Source organism: Sphingobium sp. B11D3B (assembly GCF_025961735.1).
GTDB lineage: Bacteria > Pseudomonadota > Alphaproteobacteria > Sphingomonadales > Sphingomonadaceae > Sphingobium.
In genome coordinates, this window is the sequence record NZ_JAOQOF010000001.1 from 748,589 (window position 1) to 762,469 (window position 13,881).

14 protein-coding genes are annotated in these 13,881 nt (G+C 65.2%); 8 read left to right on the forward strand and 6 right to left on the reverse strand.

The annotated features are described in order from the left end of the window. Positions 1-8: 8 nt before the first annotated feature. The gene (gene glyA, locus M2333_RS03545; RefSeq protein ID WP_264570689.1) at positions 9-1,328 is read right to left on the reverse strand and encodes a serine hydroxymethyltransferase; all 1,320 of its coding nucleotides are present in this window, start codon (positions 1,326-1,328) and stop codon (positions 9-11) included. Between the two features lie 53 nt (positions 1,329-1,381). Further along, on the reverse strand, positions 1,382-1,834 hold the full coding sequence (locus M2333_RS03550; protein ID WP_264610886.1) for an RpiB/LacA/LacB family sugar-phosphate isomerase: 453 nt from the start codon (positions 1,832-1,834) through the stop codon (positions 1,382-1,384). A gap of 124 nt (positions 1,835-1,958) precedes the next feature. Between M2333_RS03550 and M2333_RS03555 the strand changes: the two genes are divergently transcribed. Beyond that, positions 1,959-2,162 carry a hypothetical protein gene (locus tag M2333_RS03555; protein WP_181560011.1) on the forward strand — a complete coding sequence of 68 codons (204 nt, stop codon included), beginning with the start codon at positions 1,959-1,961 and terminating at the stop codon, positions 2,160-2,162. A 45-nt stretch (positions 2,163-2,207) separates the two neighbouring features. Here the strand turns inward: M2333_RS03555 and M2333_RS03560 are convergent, their stop codons facing one another. Both M2333_RS03560 and M2333_RS03565 read right to left on the reverse strand, forming a co-directional pair. Then, complete coding sequence (locus tag M2333_RS03560; RefSeq protein ID WP_181560010.1) at positions 2,208-2,894, reverse strand: phytanoyl-CoA dioxygenase family protein; 687 nt, start codon at positions 2,892-2,894, stop codon at positions 2,208-2,210. 95 nt (positions 2,895-2,989) lie between these two features. Then, positions 2,990-3,553 (reverse strand): helix-turn-helix domain-containing protein, encoded by a 564-nt coding sequence (locus M2333_RS03565; protein WP_181560009.1) that lies wholly within the window; start codon positions 3,551-3,553, stop codon positions 2,990-2,992. Positions 3,554-3,650: 97 nt separating this feature from the next. Here M2333_RS03565 and M2333_RS03570 point away from each other — a divergent pair, with 97 nt between their 5' ends. The 4 genes from M2333_RS03570 (at position 3,651) to purQ (ending at position 6,164) form a co-directional block, all read left to right on the forward strand. After that, positions 3,651-4,121: a DUF6456 domain-containing protein gene (locus tag M2333_RS03570; RefSeq protein WP_181560008.1), complete on the forward strand. Its 471-nt coding sequence runs from the start codon at positions 3,651-3,653 to the stop codon at positions 4,119-4,121. A gap of 284 nt (positions 4,122-4,405) precedes the next feature. After that, on the forward strand, positions 4,406-5,179 hold the full coding sequence (locus tag M2333_RS03575; RefSeq protein ID WP_264594292.1) for a nucleotidyltransferase domain-containing protein: 774 nt from the start codon (positions 4,406-4,408) through the stop codon (positions 5,177-5,179). A gap of 51 nt (positions 5,180-5,230) precedes the next feature. Then, positions 5,231-5,464, forward strand: coding sequence for a phosphoribosylformylglycinamidine synthase subunit PurS (gene purS, locus M2333_RS03580; RefSeq protein WP_264570683.1), 234 nt, complete (start codon positions 5,231-5,233; stop codon positions 5,462-5,464). 25 nt (positions 5,465-5,489) lie between these two features. After that, positions 5,490-6,164: a phosphoribosylformylglycinamidine synthase subunit PurQ gene (gene purQ / locus M2333_RS03585; protein WP_264610887.1), complete on the forward strand. Its 675-nt coding sequence runs from the start codon at positions 5,490-5,492 to the stop codon at positions 6,162-6,164. A gap of 187 nt (positions 6,165-6,351) precedes the next feature. Here purQ and M2333_RS03590 read toward each other — a convergent pair whose 3' ends face one another. Together M2333_RS03590 and M2333_RS03595 are read right to left on the reverse strand one after the other, a co-directional pair. Beyond that, positions 6,352-9,159 (reverse strand): DUF3857 domain-containing protein, encoded by a 2,808-nt coding sequence (locus M2333_RS03590; RefSeq protein WP_264610888.1) that lies wholly within the window; start codon positions 9,157-9,159, stop codon positions 6,352-6,354. 80 nt (positions 9,160-9,239) lie between these two features. Beyond that, positions 9,240-9,416, reverse strand: coding sequence for a hypothetical protein (locus M2333_RS03595; protein WP_181560004.1), 177 nt, complete (start codon positions 9,414-9,416; stop codon positions 9,240-9,242). Between the two features lie 168 nt (positions 9,417-9,584). Here M2333_RS03595 and M2333_RS03600 point away from each other — a divergent pair, with 168 nt between their 5' ends. The 3 genes from M2333_RS03600 (at position 9,585) to M2333_RS03610 (ending at position 13,656) form a co-directional block, all read left to right on the forward strand. Then, on the forward strand, positions 9,585-10,535 hold the full coding sequence (locus M2333_RS03600; protein ID WP_264610889.1) for a mechanosensitive ion channel family protein: 951 nt from the start codon (positions 9,585-9,587) through the stop codon (positions 10,533-10,535). Positions 10,536-10,569: 34 nt separating this feature from the next. Beyond that, positions 10,570-10,869 carry a hypothetical protein gene (locus M2333_RS03605; protein WP_264579173.1) on the forward strand — a complete coding sequence of 100 codons (300 nt, stop codon included), beginning with the start codon at positions 10,570-10,572 and terminating at the stop codon, positions 10,867-10,869. 372 nt (positions 10,870-11,241) lie between these two features. Next, on the forward strand, positions 11,242-13,656 hold the full coding sequence (locus M2333_RS03610) for a TonB-dependent receptor (protein WP_264610890.1): 2,415 nt from the start codon (positions 11,242-11,244) through the stop codon (positions 13,654-13,656). Positions 13,657-13,881: the final 225 nt, after the last annotated feature.

Consider the following 13,881-nt stretch of genomic DNA (forward strand, 5'->3'; position numbering starts at 1 on the left):
GTCCTTGCTCAGTAGATCGGGAAGGCGGCGGTGAGGGCCTTCACCTTCTCACGCACATGCGCCTCGATCTGGCCATCGCCTTCATCGCCATTGCGACGCAGCCCCTCGACCACTTCGGCGATCCAGCCGCCGATCTGGCGGAACTCGGCCTCGCGGAAGCCGCGCGTCGTGCCCGCCGGGGTGCCGAGGCGCAGGCCGGAGGTGACGAACGGGCTCGCCGTGTCGAACGGCACGCTGTTCTTGTTGCAGGTGATGTAGGCGCGATCCAGCGCCTTCTCGGCCGCCTTGCCGGTCGTGTTGCGCGAGCGCAGGTCGATCAGCATCAGGTGATTATCTGTGCCGCCCGATACCACCGCCACGCCAGCGTCGGCGAGACTGGCCGCCAGCGCCTTGGCGTTGGCGACGATCTGGTGGGCATAAGCCTTGAACTCGGGCTGCAGCGCCTCGGCGAAGGCGACGGCCTTGGCGGCGATAACATGCACCAGCGGGCCGCCCTGCAGGCCGGGGAACACAGCCGAGTTGAACTTCTTGGCCAGCGCCTCGTCATTGGTGAGGATGATGCCCGAGCGGGGGCCACGCAGCGACTTGTGCGTGGTCGTCGTCACGACATGGGCGTGCGGGAAGGGCGAGGGATGCGCGCCACCGGCGACGAGGCCGGAGAAGTGCGACATGTCGACCAGCAGATAGGCGCCCACTTCATCGGCAATCGCGCGGAAAGCCGCGAAGTCCCACACGCGCGGATAGGCCGTGGCGCCCGCGATGATGAGCTTGGGCTTGTGCTCGCGCGCCTTGGCGATCACCTCGTCCATGTCGAGCAGCTGGTCTTCCTTGCGCACGCCGTAAGACACGCAGTTGAACCACTTGCCGGACATGTTGACCGGCGACCCGTGGGTGAGGTGGCCACCCGCCGAGAGATCGAGGCCCATGAAGGTGTCGCCCGGCTGGAGCAGCGCGAGGAACACTGCCTGGTTCATCTGGCTGCCGCTATTGGGCTGCACATTGGCGAAGTCGCACCCGAAGAGCTTTTTGGCGCGCTCGATGGCGAGGTTCTCTACGACGTCGGCCCACTCGCAGCCACCATAATAGCGCTTGCCGGGATAGCCCTCGGCATATTTGTTGGTGAACACGCTGCCAGTCGCTTCCAGCACCGCCTTGCTGACGATGTTCTCGGAGGCGATCAGCTCGATCTTATCCTGCTGGCGCTTGAGCTCGCCCTGAATGGCGGCGAACACCTCCGGATCGGCGTCCGCAAGGCCGGTCGAGAAAAAGCCCTGAGCGCGGATGGCGGGCTGGTTGTCGAGATCGGCAGCGGCTGGCGAGGCAGTCATGAGCGGATGTTCCTTGTTATCAGACTTCTGTGTTCAACGGATCGGGCGCGGCATCACGCCGTCGTGGCGAGCGCCGGCGGATTGCCGAGCTTACCGACGCGCCGCGCGTGACGATCACCGCCGAAATCGGTGGTGAGGAAAGCGGTAAGGCAGGCCTTGGCCATTTCCGGGCCGATCAGGCGGGCGCCCATCGCGATCACGTTCGCATCATTATGCTCGCGTGAGAGCTGGGCGGAGAGCGGCTCGTTCACCAGCGCGCAGCGGCAGGCCGGATCGCGATTGACGGCAATGGAAATGCCGATGCCCGATCCGCACAGCGCCACGCCGCGCTCGGCGCGACCGGCCGCGATCTGTGCGGCCAGCTTGTAACCATAATCGGGATAGTCGACGCTCTCGCCCGCGGCCGGGCCAAGGTCATTCACATCATGACCCTGCTCGCGCAACCAATTGGCCAACGCGGCCTTGAGGTCGGTTGCGGCATGGTCGGAAGCTATAGCGATACGCATGGCAGAAGGTCCCCGGCCCAACTCTGAATTTGAACGAGTCGGCTTCGCGCCGCTATCTAGTATCCACCGGCCCAGAATGCCACCGTGGATTGCGTGACTTGCCCGCTCGGGCTATCGCGCAGCCATGAGCGGGACCATTCTCTCCATCCTCATGCTCGCCGGCATCGCGCTGGGCGTGGGCGGCATTTACATGATCGGCTGGCGGCACGATGCCAAGCGCGGCTGGCTGATGATCGTCGCGGCGATGGTAATGTTCATGAATGTGACGATCTGGACGATCCCGGTGGCGGAGCCGGGTGCGGCGGGCGTAGCGAACGCCGCGGAGTAAGCGTTGCCTGAAGTCCAAAGCTGACTGGTTGCAGGTCGGCCGGCATTATATGCCTAGCCATTCCAGTCCGCCTTTGAGTTCGTCTGCCGAGTAATCGATCTGTAACACGCGCCGATGTCCCGCGGACTTTTTGGCGGCGGAAGCGTGTAGAATGGGCGTGGCGTAAGCCCAGACATCGCCAGCTTGAGCTAGGCAGGCCCGCACCCCACATTTCTGAACGACGTTATCATACTGGGTTATGGGAAGCCGGCCGGCGCGATGTGAGCCTGGCGCAACCAGAAGTGGCGCATTGTCTTCTGGAACATCATCGATGTGGCAGCGTAGGGTCAGCATCCGTTCAAGGAGGGCGAAGGGCGGCTCAACATGTTGCATCCCGCTTTTCTTGCTCCAAGGGCCATAGCCTTCGACCTCCAATCGGCGTTGCACGCATATTGTCCGATCTTGATGCCACGCGAGCGACCAATTCGTCTCGTTGGTTTTGTCGAACAGGATCGCTCGAACCGGTTGGCAGCGCTCTCCGAGAACCGAAGCGGCCAAAGATCCTACTGGTCCTGTGGATGCCAAAAGAGGCCGGAGGCCCGCTACGTTACGAAGACGCAAGCCGGCTTGCCCTCCGGGAAGCGTGCTCAATATTTCGCAAATTTCTCCAAGGCAATTTGAAGCGGCGCCATGAAAATGCTCGGCGCCGTCTCTTGCGAGTGTGAGGGAAAAGGGCTCCGCAGGTTGCGTCATAAGTTCAGATCATCGCTAAAGCATCAGGCCGCCGAGGCAGATGCGGCATCAACTTTAGTCCCAGACGAGCGCATTGTGGGGTGCCGCGATTAGGATCACAAATCCCTGATCAGCCGCACCGGCAAGCCGATCCAGGCGGGGTCGTTCACCACTTGCTGGCGCATGCCGATGCCGAGCGGGAGGAGGTGGAGCATGGCGCCGTCGCGGCCGATGAGGCGGCCAAAGAGGAAGCGGCCGGCGGGGCGGGGCACCAGCACGTCGCGGTTGAGCGCGTCGGCGAACCGCTCCGGCGGCAGGGGTTCGCACCACAATTCGTCTCCGGCGCGGTAATCGCCAAGCGCGGCGGTCATGCGGATGCCAAGCGCGCCTTTGGGCACGGCGGGCGGCACCAGCGTGAGCGGGCGGCTGGGCGCGCCGGCGCCGTCTGGGCCGACCAGCGCGGCGACGGGAACTTTCTCGCTGGCGGGCAGATCGACCAGATCGCTGGCCTGCACATCAAGCGCGGCGGCGATACGGTTGAGCCATTTCACCGATACGGTTCGCGTGCCTGTTTCGAGGCGACCGATGGTCTGGGCCGTGGTTGGGGGTTCGCAGCGGGCCGCCACTCCCTCCAGCGTGAGGCCCCGCGCCTTGCGGACTTCCCTGATCCTCGTAATCATCGGCTCACCTGATTTGTTAACCTCATCGGTTCGCTATGTCCTACATTTGTCGCCGCATGGCAATGGTCTTTGCGACTCGAAACGGGAGACGCAGGGCATGGCTGAACGGCGCGGTAAGACAGTGGAACGAGTGATCGAAGGACCCGATGGGCGGCGCGAGCGCGTGATGGTCAACATGGCAGAATCGCCGACGAGCTGGCTCCATGCCCGTGGGATGCTGAGCCAGCGGCAGTTCGATGCCGCCGAGGCGCTGCGCCGCGATTGGGAACAGGCCGGCATGGGTGCGCGCGTGACGATGAACTGGGATCTGGCGGCTGTACCCGTTCGCGCCGGGCGGGGCGGGGCGCCCGGCCAAGCGCCGACGCTCGCCGGAATGAGCGCGCGCGATCGGCTGAATGGCGCGCTGGCGGCGGCTGGCCCCGGTCTGGTGGATATCCTGTGGCGGGTCGTCTGCGCGTGCGAAAGCCTCGTCGCCGCCGAACGCGCGCTCGGCTGGCCGGCGCGGGCGGGCAAGCTGGTGCTGGGCTTCGCGCTGGATCGGGTGGGGGATTTTTACCGGATTCGGTAGTCCAGCCGCCGCTTCACGATTTTGGTATAGCGGCCTCATCCTCGTCATTCCCGCGAACGCGGGAATCCAGCTTCGACGTCGCCTTAACGCGCCGGCACGGACCTGGATTCCCGCATTCGCGGGAATGACGGAGGAAGGAGAAGGGCGCGTTCCTTCGGTGGGGGCCTAAGTTGTCCGCGCCCGAGCGCTTCCGATCCGCCCCAGCCCGCCACCACCTCAAACCCGATCCGCTCTGGCTCAGGCGCATTTTCTTCCGCGCGCGGGGCTGATAAGGCGCCGCCATCATGATCACCGATCCCGCGCGCGCGCTGGCCATTGCCAAGTCCATTTTCCTCGAACGCTTTCCCGGAGCCGATTACGCCTTTGTGGCCGGTTCCATCATGCGCGGTGAAGGGCGCGCCTGGTCGGATATCGATCTGGTGGTGGTCTATCGCGCGCTGCCGCTGGCGCATCGGGAATCGGAGACGGTCGACGGCGTGCCGGTCGAAATGTTCGTGCACGATCCCTCCACGCTCGCCTGGTTCATGGAGCAGGATATTGCCAAGGGGCGCCCCTCCTTGCTCTCTATGGTGGCCGAGGGCGAAGTGATCGGGCGGCGGATCGCGCTAGGCAAGGTGCTGCAGGCAAAGGTCGCGGCGCGGCTCGCGGCGGGGCCGAGGCCGCTGAGTGCCGAGGCGCTCGAAGACCTCCGTTACCAGATCACGGACGCCCTGGACGATCTGCGCGGCGAGCGCAGCCGCTCCGAGAAGCTGGCCATCGGCGCGCGACTCCACCCGCTGCTAGCGGAACTGAGCCTGCGCACCCGCGACTGCTGGAATGGCGCCGGCAAATGGCTGCCCCGCCAGCTGGAGGCTGCGCAACCCGGCCTCTCGAGCCGCTACGAGACCGCCTTTGCTGATCTGTTCGGCGCCGGGCGAGCTGACGCTGTGCTGCAGCTGGGCGAGGCGGAGCTGGCCCGCGTCGGCGGGCGCTGCTTCGACCGTTTTCGGCGCGATGCCCTGGCTGCGCAACGCATCGACGCGCGCTCACCCCTTGCGGCGACGAAAGACCGGGTCTAGGGCCGGCGCATCCGATCACCATCACCGATCAACATGACAAGGACAGTCCCGATGAAAGCCCGCGTGTTCGTCACCTTGAAATCCGGCGTGCTCGATCCGCAGGGCAAGGCGATCCAGCACGCGCTGGAAGGGCTGGGCTTTGGCGGCGTCAATGATGTCCGCGCCGGCAAGCTCATCGAGCTCGATCTGGCCGACGGCACCAGCGAGGACGAGATCGACGCCATGTGCCGCAAGCTGCTCGCCAATACGGTGATCGAGAATTACCGCATCGAGGCGATCGGCTGAGCCGGCGACAGGAAGGACGTTTCCGATGAAAAGCGCTGTCATCGTCTTCCCGGGCTCCAATTGCGACCGCGATCTGGCCGTGGCCTTCGAGGCCGTGAGCGGCGCCAAGCCCGAGATGGTCTGGCACCGCGAGACGGAATTGCCGGAGGGTCTGGACCTCATTGGCGTGCCCGGCGGCTTTTCCTATGGCGACTATCTGCGCTCCGGCGCCATGGCGGCGCGCTCGCCGATCATGCAGGCCGTTGCCCAGGCGGCATCGCGCGGCACCCATGTGCTCGGCATCTGCAACGGTTTTCAGGTGCTGACCGAAGCGGGGCTGCTGCCGGGCGCGCTGATGCGCAATGCCGGTATTCACTTCGTTTGTCGCAGCGTGGCGCTGACCGTGGAGAACAGCCAGAGCGCATTCACCAGCGGCTATGAGGCCGGCCAGACGATCAACATCCCCGTCGCGCATCATGACGGCAATTATTTTGCCGATCCGCAGACGCTGGATCGGCTGGAAGGAGAGGGCCGCGTTGCGTTCCGCTACGCCGAGGCCGTTAATGGATCGGCCCGGAACATCGCCGGCATCCTCAACGAGGGCGGCAATGTGCTCGGCATGATGCCGCACCCCGAACGCGCGATCGAGAAGACCCATGGCAGCACAGATGGGCGCCGGATGTTCGAAGGACTGACCGAAGGCCTCCTCGCGCGCGCCTGAGGATTTGCGCGCGCCGGTTGGAGCGACGGGCGGGCTTACCTCCCTTCCTCGTCACCCCGGACTTGATCCGGGGTCCCGCTGCTTCAGTGCAGTCCAAGGTTTAGGCATCTCACCAAGAAAGCTGGACCCCGGATCAAGTCCGGGGTGTCGGAAGGATTATGGGCCGGTGTTCGGCGCTCGCCTTGCCTTACGGGGCAATGCCGAAGCGCGCATAGTCCGCGTCGATCCGGGGCTTGATGCGGCGGGCGATGGCGAGATCGGTCTGGCCCTCCGCGCCGCGGTCCAAGCGGGCGAGGACGACGCCGCGCATGAAGCGGCTTTCGGCGAGATTGGGGACGGCATTCAGCACGGCATTGAGATCGCGGAGCGCATCCTCATACCGGCCGAGGCGATAGGAGACGACCGCACGGCTATCCAGAATGCCATAGGGACTGTTGCTCAGCTCCAGCGCCGATGTGCAATCCTTCGCGGCGGTTTCGATCTCGACCTGCCGCGTCCCCTTTATCCAGCAGCGCATGTTGAGGAGTGACGGCGTGCCCGGCCGGTCTTCCAGCAGCGTGTCGACCAGCGCAAGCGCCGTGGCCGGGTCGCCATAAGTGCCGATGATGTCGGCCTTGCCCTCCTGAAAAGTCCGGCGGGATTCGCCGCCCAGCGCAATGCGTTGATCCAGCAGGGCAACCGCCCCATCCAGATCGCCGCTTTCGGCACGCAGGTTGGCGACCCTGAACACCGCGCCCACGGACGCGGGGTCGAGCGCACGGCCGGCTTCGGCATCCACCAGCGCTGCCTTAAGGTCGCCCATTTCCTTGTGGATCTGGCTGCGCATCAGATAGAGGTCGATGTCCGGCTCGATCGTGATGGCCTTGCCGAGATCGGCCAGAGCGCCCTCGCGATCATTGATGGCGCGGAGAAATGTCGCCCGGTCGCGATAGGGCGCGGCCTTGTCGGCATTGGCGGCAATGGCCTTGGCGTAGACGGCCTGCGCGGCGGCGATCTGCGTCGCGCCGGCGGGGTCCTTGCCGGTGATGTCCCACGAGCGCAGGGCATTGGCCGGGGCGATCAGGCGCGGCGCCTGCGATTGCGCGGTGGCAAGGCGGTCCTTCTCGGGGCCGATCTCGCTGGCCGGGATCTCGATGCCGGTGGAATCGACATTTTCATCGATGGTGAGCACGCCTTTCTCAAGACTGAGCGCGCGCTTGAAATCATAGCCGGCGATGCGGGCGGCCAGCGCAGGCTCGCCCTCAACGCGGAAGCCCGCGCCCTGCTGGGGCAGGCGGATGGTCGTGCGAACATGGCGTCCCTCGGGCGCCGGCGTCGCGACCGGGATGGCGGACCAGGCCGCACGTGCGCGATCCGGCGCGAAGCTGATCGACGAGATGCTTTTGTCGACCGCGCGGCGCATGGTCTTGTCCGTCCACGCCCACTCTGAATCGGTGACGCCGCGTGCCTTGATCGTCACGATCCCCGCCTGATCGTCTCCGGTGAGGCTGATGTCCGCAAACTGGGATTCGCCGACCACGCTGGAGAGGAACTCGCCAAGCACCTCCTGCTGCTTCTCGCTGTCCAGCTGCGTGCGCACGACGTTGAGCTGCATGGCGGCGAGGCCGCGCAACACCAGCGTGAGATCGAACACGCTTGGCAGATCGATGCTGGCGGTCTCATCCATGGTCATCGTCAGGTCGAAGGCGGGGCGGCCGGCATTGCGCGGCTCGATCAGCAGGAGATCGGCGCCGTCCGGGCGTAGCGGCAGCACATAGCGGAAGGGCGGCGTATCGTGGATATCCTCGATCCGCGAGCCAATGCCGGTGCCGTCCAGCCAAAGGGATTCGCCATCGATCTGCGCGCGCACGAGAATGTGGTTGAAGGCGGCCGGGCTGGCGAGGCGCTTCACGACGGCGTCGCCGAGCTGGGCATGGGCCAGCACGGGCTCTGCCGTAATGCCCATTTCGCGCAGCATCGCGAGGAGCATCAGTGTCTTGGCCTTGCAGTCTCCATAGCGCAAAGCCCAGCTCTGCTCCGGCGTTTGCGGCACATAATTGCCGCCATCCATGGAGACCGCCAGATAGCGGATCTGGTCCTGAACGAGCCGCAGGGCGCGCTGGGCACGGCCGAGCGGCGTACGCTCGGCAGCCATGATCGCCTGGACCTCCTGCAGCAGGGCGCTGCCGGGCTTGAGCAGGCCCTGCGTCGCGAACAGCGGGGACATTGTCCTGGAGACGTCGGCCCAATCCTTGAACGTAGAGACCTCGAGCAGTGGCAGCGGCTGAAAACGGATGGGCGCGTCGGAGGGAATCTCCGTCTGGCGCGGGCCCGGCAGAGCAAAGCTCAGCTCGGTGAAGCGTGGGCCGCGCACCGGCTTGGCCTCGATGCCGGTAATGCCGACCTTCCATGTGACCGGGCTGTCATTGTCCCACAGCGTGCGCAGGCGACCCTGACCGAGCGTGACCGGTGCGGTAATCAGCGGCGTCAGCGCCTGGACGTGGCCCGCAAGCGCGGCGTCCTTGCCGGTGGTGGAGGCGCGCAGGCGCAGGATGTCGCCCACGCGCAGGCCTTCGACGGCCATGGTCGCGGTCAGGAGCCCGGTGAGTTCGCGCCGCTCCAGCGCCTGCTCGCGCCGGATGACCGTGAACGTGCGGCCACCGGCCAGCAGATCGATGCTCTGACCATCGCGCACGATTGCCAGCTCATGGATGATGAGATCGCCCTTGTCCGGCAGCCAGGGCAGGGTGAGGTTGGCGAGCTGGTTGAGCTGTTCGGCCGAGGTGATGCGCTGCGCGGTGTCCGAATAGGTCCACAGGCTGCCGTCTGCGATGCGCTGCTGGCGGTCGAAGATCAGGATGGCGGGGCCGCTCGCCGCGAGTGCGGACGGCGCGGGAAGCTGCGCGGGAATGACCCAGTCGGGCGAGGGCTGATATAACGGCGTCTCCCCCGCACGCGCCACCGCAGAGAGGGCGAGGCCACAGAGCAGGGCCGAAGCAAAAATACGCCGTTTCAATCGTCTCTCCTCATCGCGCAGGCCATGAGGCGTTAGCTGATCGCGACGAATGGCTCAATCGACCCTGTCGATGCTGCGCATTATTCTTCGGGCTGGCTCGGCGATCCTTCCCGCTGCAGACGGCGGGCAGTGCGCTCATGCAATATGGCGGCCTCGCGCAGGCGGCGGGCGACGTCTGCATCGCCACAGTTGTCGGCCTTCAAGCGCGCCACCCGGGCGAGTTGCTGATAGTAAATGGCATCACGCCGGGTTTCCATGTCCTGCGGAATAGCACGACATGGCCTCGCGCGAAGCCGTTTTGCGACAGCTTGTCTTGCAACGGGACAAGGAGGGCATTTGAGGAGGCCCGGAACTTTTCGACCAAGCCGCCGATTTGACATCCCGATAGCCGGCCCTCACGGTGCGGTCACTCCACAGGAGGCCATGTGGCTTTGAACGGCGCCGATGCACTGCTGACCCAACCCATCGCCTATATCGGGGCGTCCGGGCTCACCATCGGCGCGATCATCTCGGCCATCGTCGTCTTCTCGACGGCGCTGCTGGCGGTGTGGCTGCTCAAGAAGTTCGTGCGCCGCGCGCAGCAGACCATGGGGGAGGAACGCTCCCACGCCATTCATATCGGCGGGCAGATTGCGCGCTATGTCATCGTCGCCTTCGGGCTTGCAGCGGCGGTGTCGGCGCTGGGAGTCGATCTGTCCGCGCTCTCCCTGTTCGCCGGTGCGCTGGGTGTCGGCATCGGCCTGGGGCTGCGCGATATCGTGCGCAACTTCGTGGGCGGTCTGGTGCTGCTGTTCGACAGGAGCATCGAAGTGGGCGATTTCGTCGAACTGGAAGACGGCACCATGGGCGAGGTGCGCTCCATCGGGCCGCGCGCGACGGCGGTGCTGACCAACGACGATGTCGACATGCTGGTGCCCAATGCCAATCTCATCGACGGCAAGGTGACCAACTGGACGCGCAACCGCATGACCCGCCGCGTCCACATTCCCTTCCGCACGGCTCTTAATGCCGACAAGGAGAAGGTGCGCGACGCCGTGATCGAGGCGGCCAAGGCCGTGCCGCTGACCTTGCCGGATGCCGGGCGCAAGCGCACGCAGGTCTGGCTCGTCGGCTATGGCGAGAACGCGCTCAAGTTCGAGCTGGTCGTCTGGCCCACCCTGTCCGCCGTCAAGCGACCGGGGCGCACGCTGGCGACCTATTGCTGGGCGATCGACGATGCCCTGCGCCAGAGTGCCATCGAAATCCCGCTGCCGCAGCAGGAAATCCGGGTGCGCGGCCTGTTCGGCCAGGAGGGCGATGCTGGACTGGACGCCTTGCGGCCGGGGCGGGGCGCGGCAACTGATGGGGCAGGGGTGCGTTCTTCCTCCGAAGGCTGAGGGCTTGGTCCTCGGCATTATAGGAGGCCTATCCATGACGCAGAGTCAGAAAACCCCGCCGCTGGACTTCAACGATCCCGATAAGGACAATGCCGAGCAGGATGAGAGCGGCACACAGGCGCAGGATGTCGCCGCCGATGCGCAGGCCAATCCCTATCGCGGCGAGTCCGAGACCGAGCATGGCGGCAAGCCGAATCCCGCTCAGGTGATGCCCATCGATGCGCCGGACCTGGTGGACACGATGAACCAGATGGATCGCAGCGGCCTCATCGACATGGGCGCCTATGAAGGCGAGGAGAATATGGACGACGAGGACGGCTCCATCCCGGAATAGCGCCGGCGCCGTTTCCCTCTCTTGAGGATCGTCGCGGACGATCCGCCTGATTATCGAGCGCCCGGGCCGGCCACCGCCGGCTCGGGCGCTTCCCGTTTCCGTAGCGTCTGGACTGCGCATCGCTGCGCTTCATGCCAGCATTACGCCCCTCCCTCGCGCAGCACAGATGCGCATTTGCAACGCGTGTCGACAAGGCGCGGGGCGGTTTGACGTGGGTCAAAGCGAGCCGTGGCGCAAAGGCTACACCTGTGTCTCGAATGAACGATATCGCTGCCCTTTGGGGCAGTCGGGTCTTGCATTCAGTGAGTGCGGGCGCATTGAACATGCATGCCCATCCCGCAGGGCCAGCATAACAGAAACGGAAGAGAGAGAATGAAACGGATTTCCCTGTCCATCCAAGCGTCCATCCCCGCGCTGCTCCTCGCCTCGACGAGCGCCCTCGCCCAAACCCCGCAGGCCGCCCAGACCGCGACTGCCGCCGATGACGGCATGGAGATCATCGTCACGGCCCAGAAGCGCGAGCAATCGCTGCAGGATGTCGGCGCGGCTGTCAGCGCGCTCGGTGCCGAGCGGATCGCCAGCGCTGGCGTGAACAGCATTTCTGACCTGCAGACCATCGTGCCGTCGGTGAATTTCGGCAGCGACTTCAACCAGGCGAAGATCTTCATTCGCGGCGTGGGTGCCAACACCTCGACCACGGGCAGCTCCACCGGCGTCGCCTTCCATGTCGATGGCGCCTATGTCGCCCGCGCCGAGGCGCAGCTCACCTCGCTCTTCGATCTGGAGCGCATCGAGGTGCTGCGCGGCCCGCAAGGCACGCTCTATGGCCGCAACGCGGTGGGTGGGTCGATCAACGTGATCACCGCACGGCCGACAGACATTTTCTCCGGCTATGGCCGCATCGGCTATGGCAATTACAATGCCTTGACGACCGAAGCCGCGATCAGCGGCCCGATCACCGAGGGCATTCGCGCCCGTCTGGCGATCAAGACCGAAAACCGCGACGGCTATGGCGTCAATCCGGTTTCCGGCAAGGATGTCGACGACCTCAACCGCCGCATGGGCCGCGCTTCGCTCGAGTTCGACCTTGGCCGCGAGGCGACGCTGCTGGTCTCCGGCGAATATTTCCGCCAGAGCGATGCCTCCGGCGCGATCCACTATCTGCGCGCATCCTTCCCCGGCGTGGCGCGTCTGGCGCCGCTCGGCGTGGGTGGCTATGCGACCAACCCGCGTGATCTCGCGACGGAATCCAGCCCGGGCACTGAGACCGAGACCTACGCTTTCACCGGCACGCTCAACGTACCGCTCAACGATGCGCTGACGGTCACCAACATTGCCAACTATCGCTCCTTCAAGAGCTCGCTGTTCCAGGACCTCGACCTCTCGGCAGTGATCGACAGCCTGCCGACCAACGGCCAGGCGACCACGGTGCAGGAGCGCCGGATCGACAGCAAGCAGTGGAGCAACGAGCTGCGGCTTGGCCTGCAGTCCGAATGGGTGAACGGCACCATCGGCGTGTTCTTCTTCCATGAGCGCCAGCGGCCGATCGACAATGTCGGTCTAGCGAACCGGACCGGCATGGCGCAGAATATCGGCGTACTTCAGGCTGCGGGCATCGATCTGAACGAGGCCTATGGCCTGTGCGGTTACTCGCCCAACGGCGTGACCGGCGGCAGCAACATCATTGCTCCCAAGCGCGTCTGCACGCGCTCGAACCTGCTGACCGAGGCTTTCTCGATCTTCGGCCAGTATGAGATCGGGCTTGGCATGTTCAGCGAGGCGCTCTCGGGCCTCAGCGTGAAGCTTGGCGGTCGCTGGAGCAGCGAGCATGTGGAGTCGGAGAACCCCTCCATCATCATCACCCGCAACGGGGTGGGGCCGGTCCTCCGCTACACGCCCGCGGGCACGCATGTGGAGAAGACCTTCCGCGACTTCACGCCGGAAGCCGGTCTGGTCTGGAAGGCCAATCAGGACATCCTGCTCTATTACACCTATTCGGAAGGCTTCAAGGCCGGCTCGGGTGAGAATGCCGCAGGCAGCACCACGATCGTCAATCCCGAGAAGATGTTCAACCATGAGGCCGGCATCAAGGCGAGCTTCGGCCGCATGTTGACCGTGAACCTCGCTGGCTATGCTTACACGCTGAACGGCCTGCAACTGAACAAGACGATCGCCGGTGGACCGACGGGCTACACCACGATCTTCCAGAACGCGGCCAAGACACGCGCAAAGGGCATCGAGCTCGACGCGATGTTGCGCCCGATGCCCGGCCTGCGCCTGAGCGGTGCGCTCTCCTACACGGATGCGCATTTCGTCGATTATCTCACGCTCGATCCGCTCAACCCGGCCAATATCGCTGGCGGCACGCCCTACAATGCCGTGACCAACCCCGATCCGACGGCCTTCGGGGCGCCGAGCGGCGGCAACATCCAGCTCGCCGGCAACGACACGCGCAACAGCCCGCGCTGGTCGTGGAACCTGCACGGCGAATATGATGTGATCGCGCCCATCGGCACCTTCACGCCGAGCGTGGACGTCTCCTACAAGAGCCGCACTTACTTCAGCGAGTATATGCGCGAGATCGAGAGCAGCGCGGCCTACACCATGGTCGATGCCTCGCTGGCCTACGAGACCAACGACGGCCGCATCCGCGCGCAGCTCTGGGCCAAGAACCTGTTCGACGTGTTCCGCCCGAGCAGCACCTTCGCTCTGGCTACAGGCCGCCTGCTCGGCGTGACCTGGCTGCCGCCGCGCACTTACGGCCTGACGGTCGGCTACAAGTTCTGAGGATTCACGCGGCGGCTGAGGTCGCCGCGTGACTGCCCGAACGCACCAACATCGCGCCCGGCAGGCTCAGGCTTGCTGGGCGTAATTGCGCTTCCGGTGATATTGTTCGTTGCTGTCGTCATCGCTCGCCGCCATTTGCCACCAGCAGGCTCGAAGCCAGCAGTCATAGCTGCGTCTGCCTATAGCTAGCCGAAATAAGCATGGATGTACTGAAAGAGGAACGGG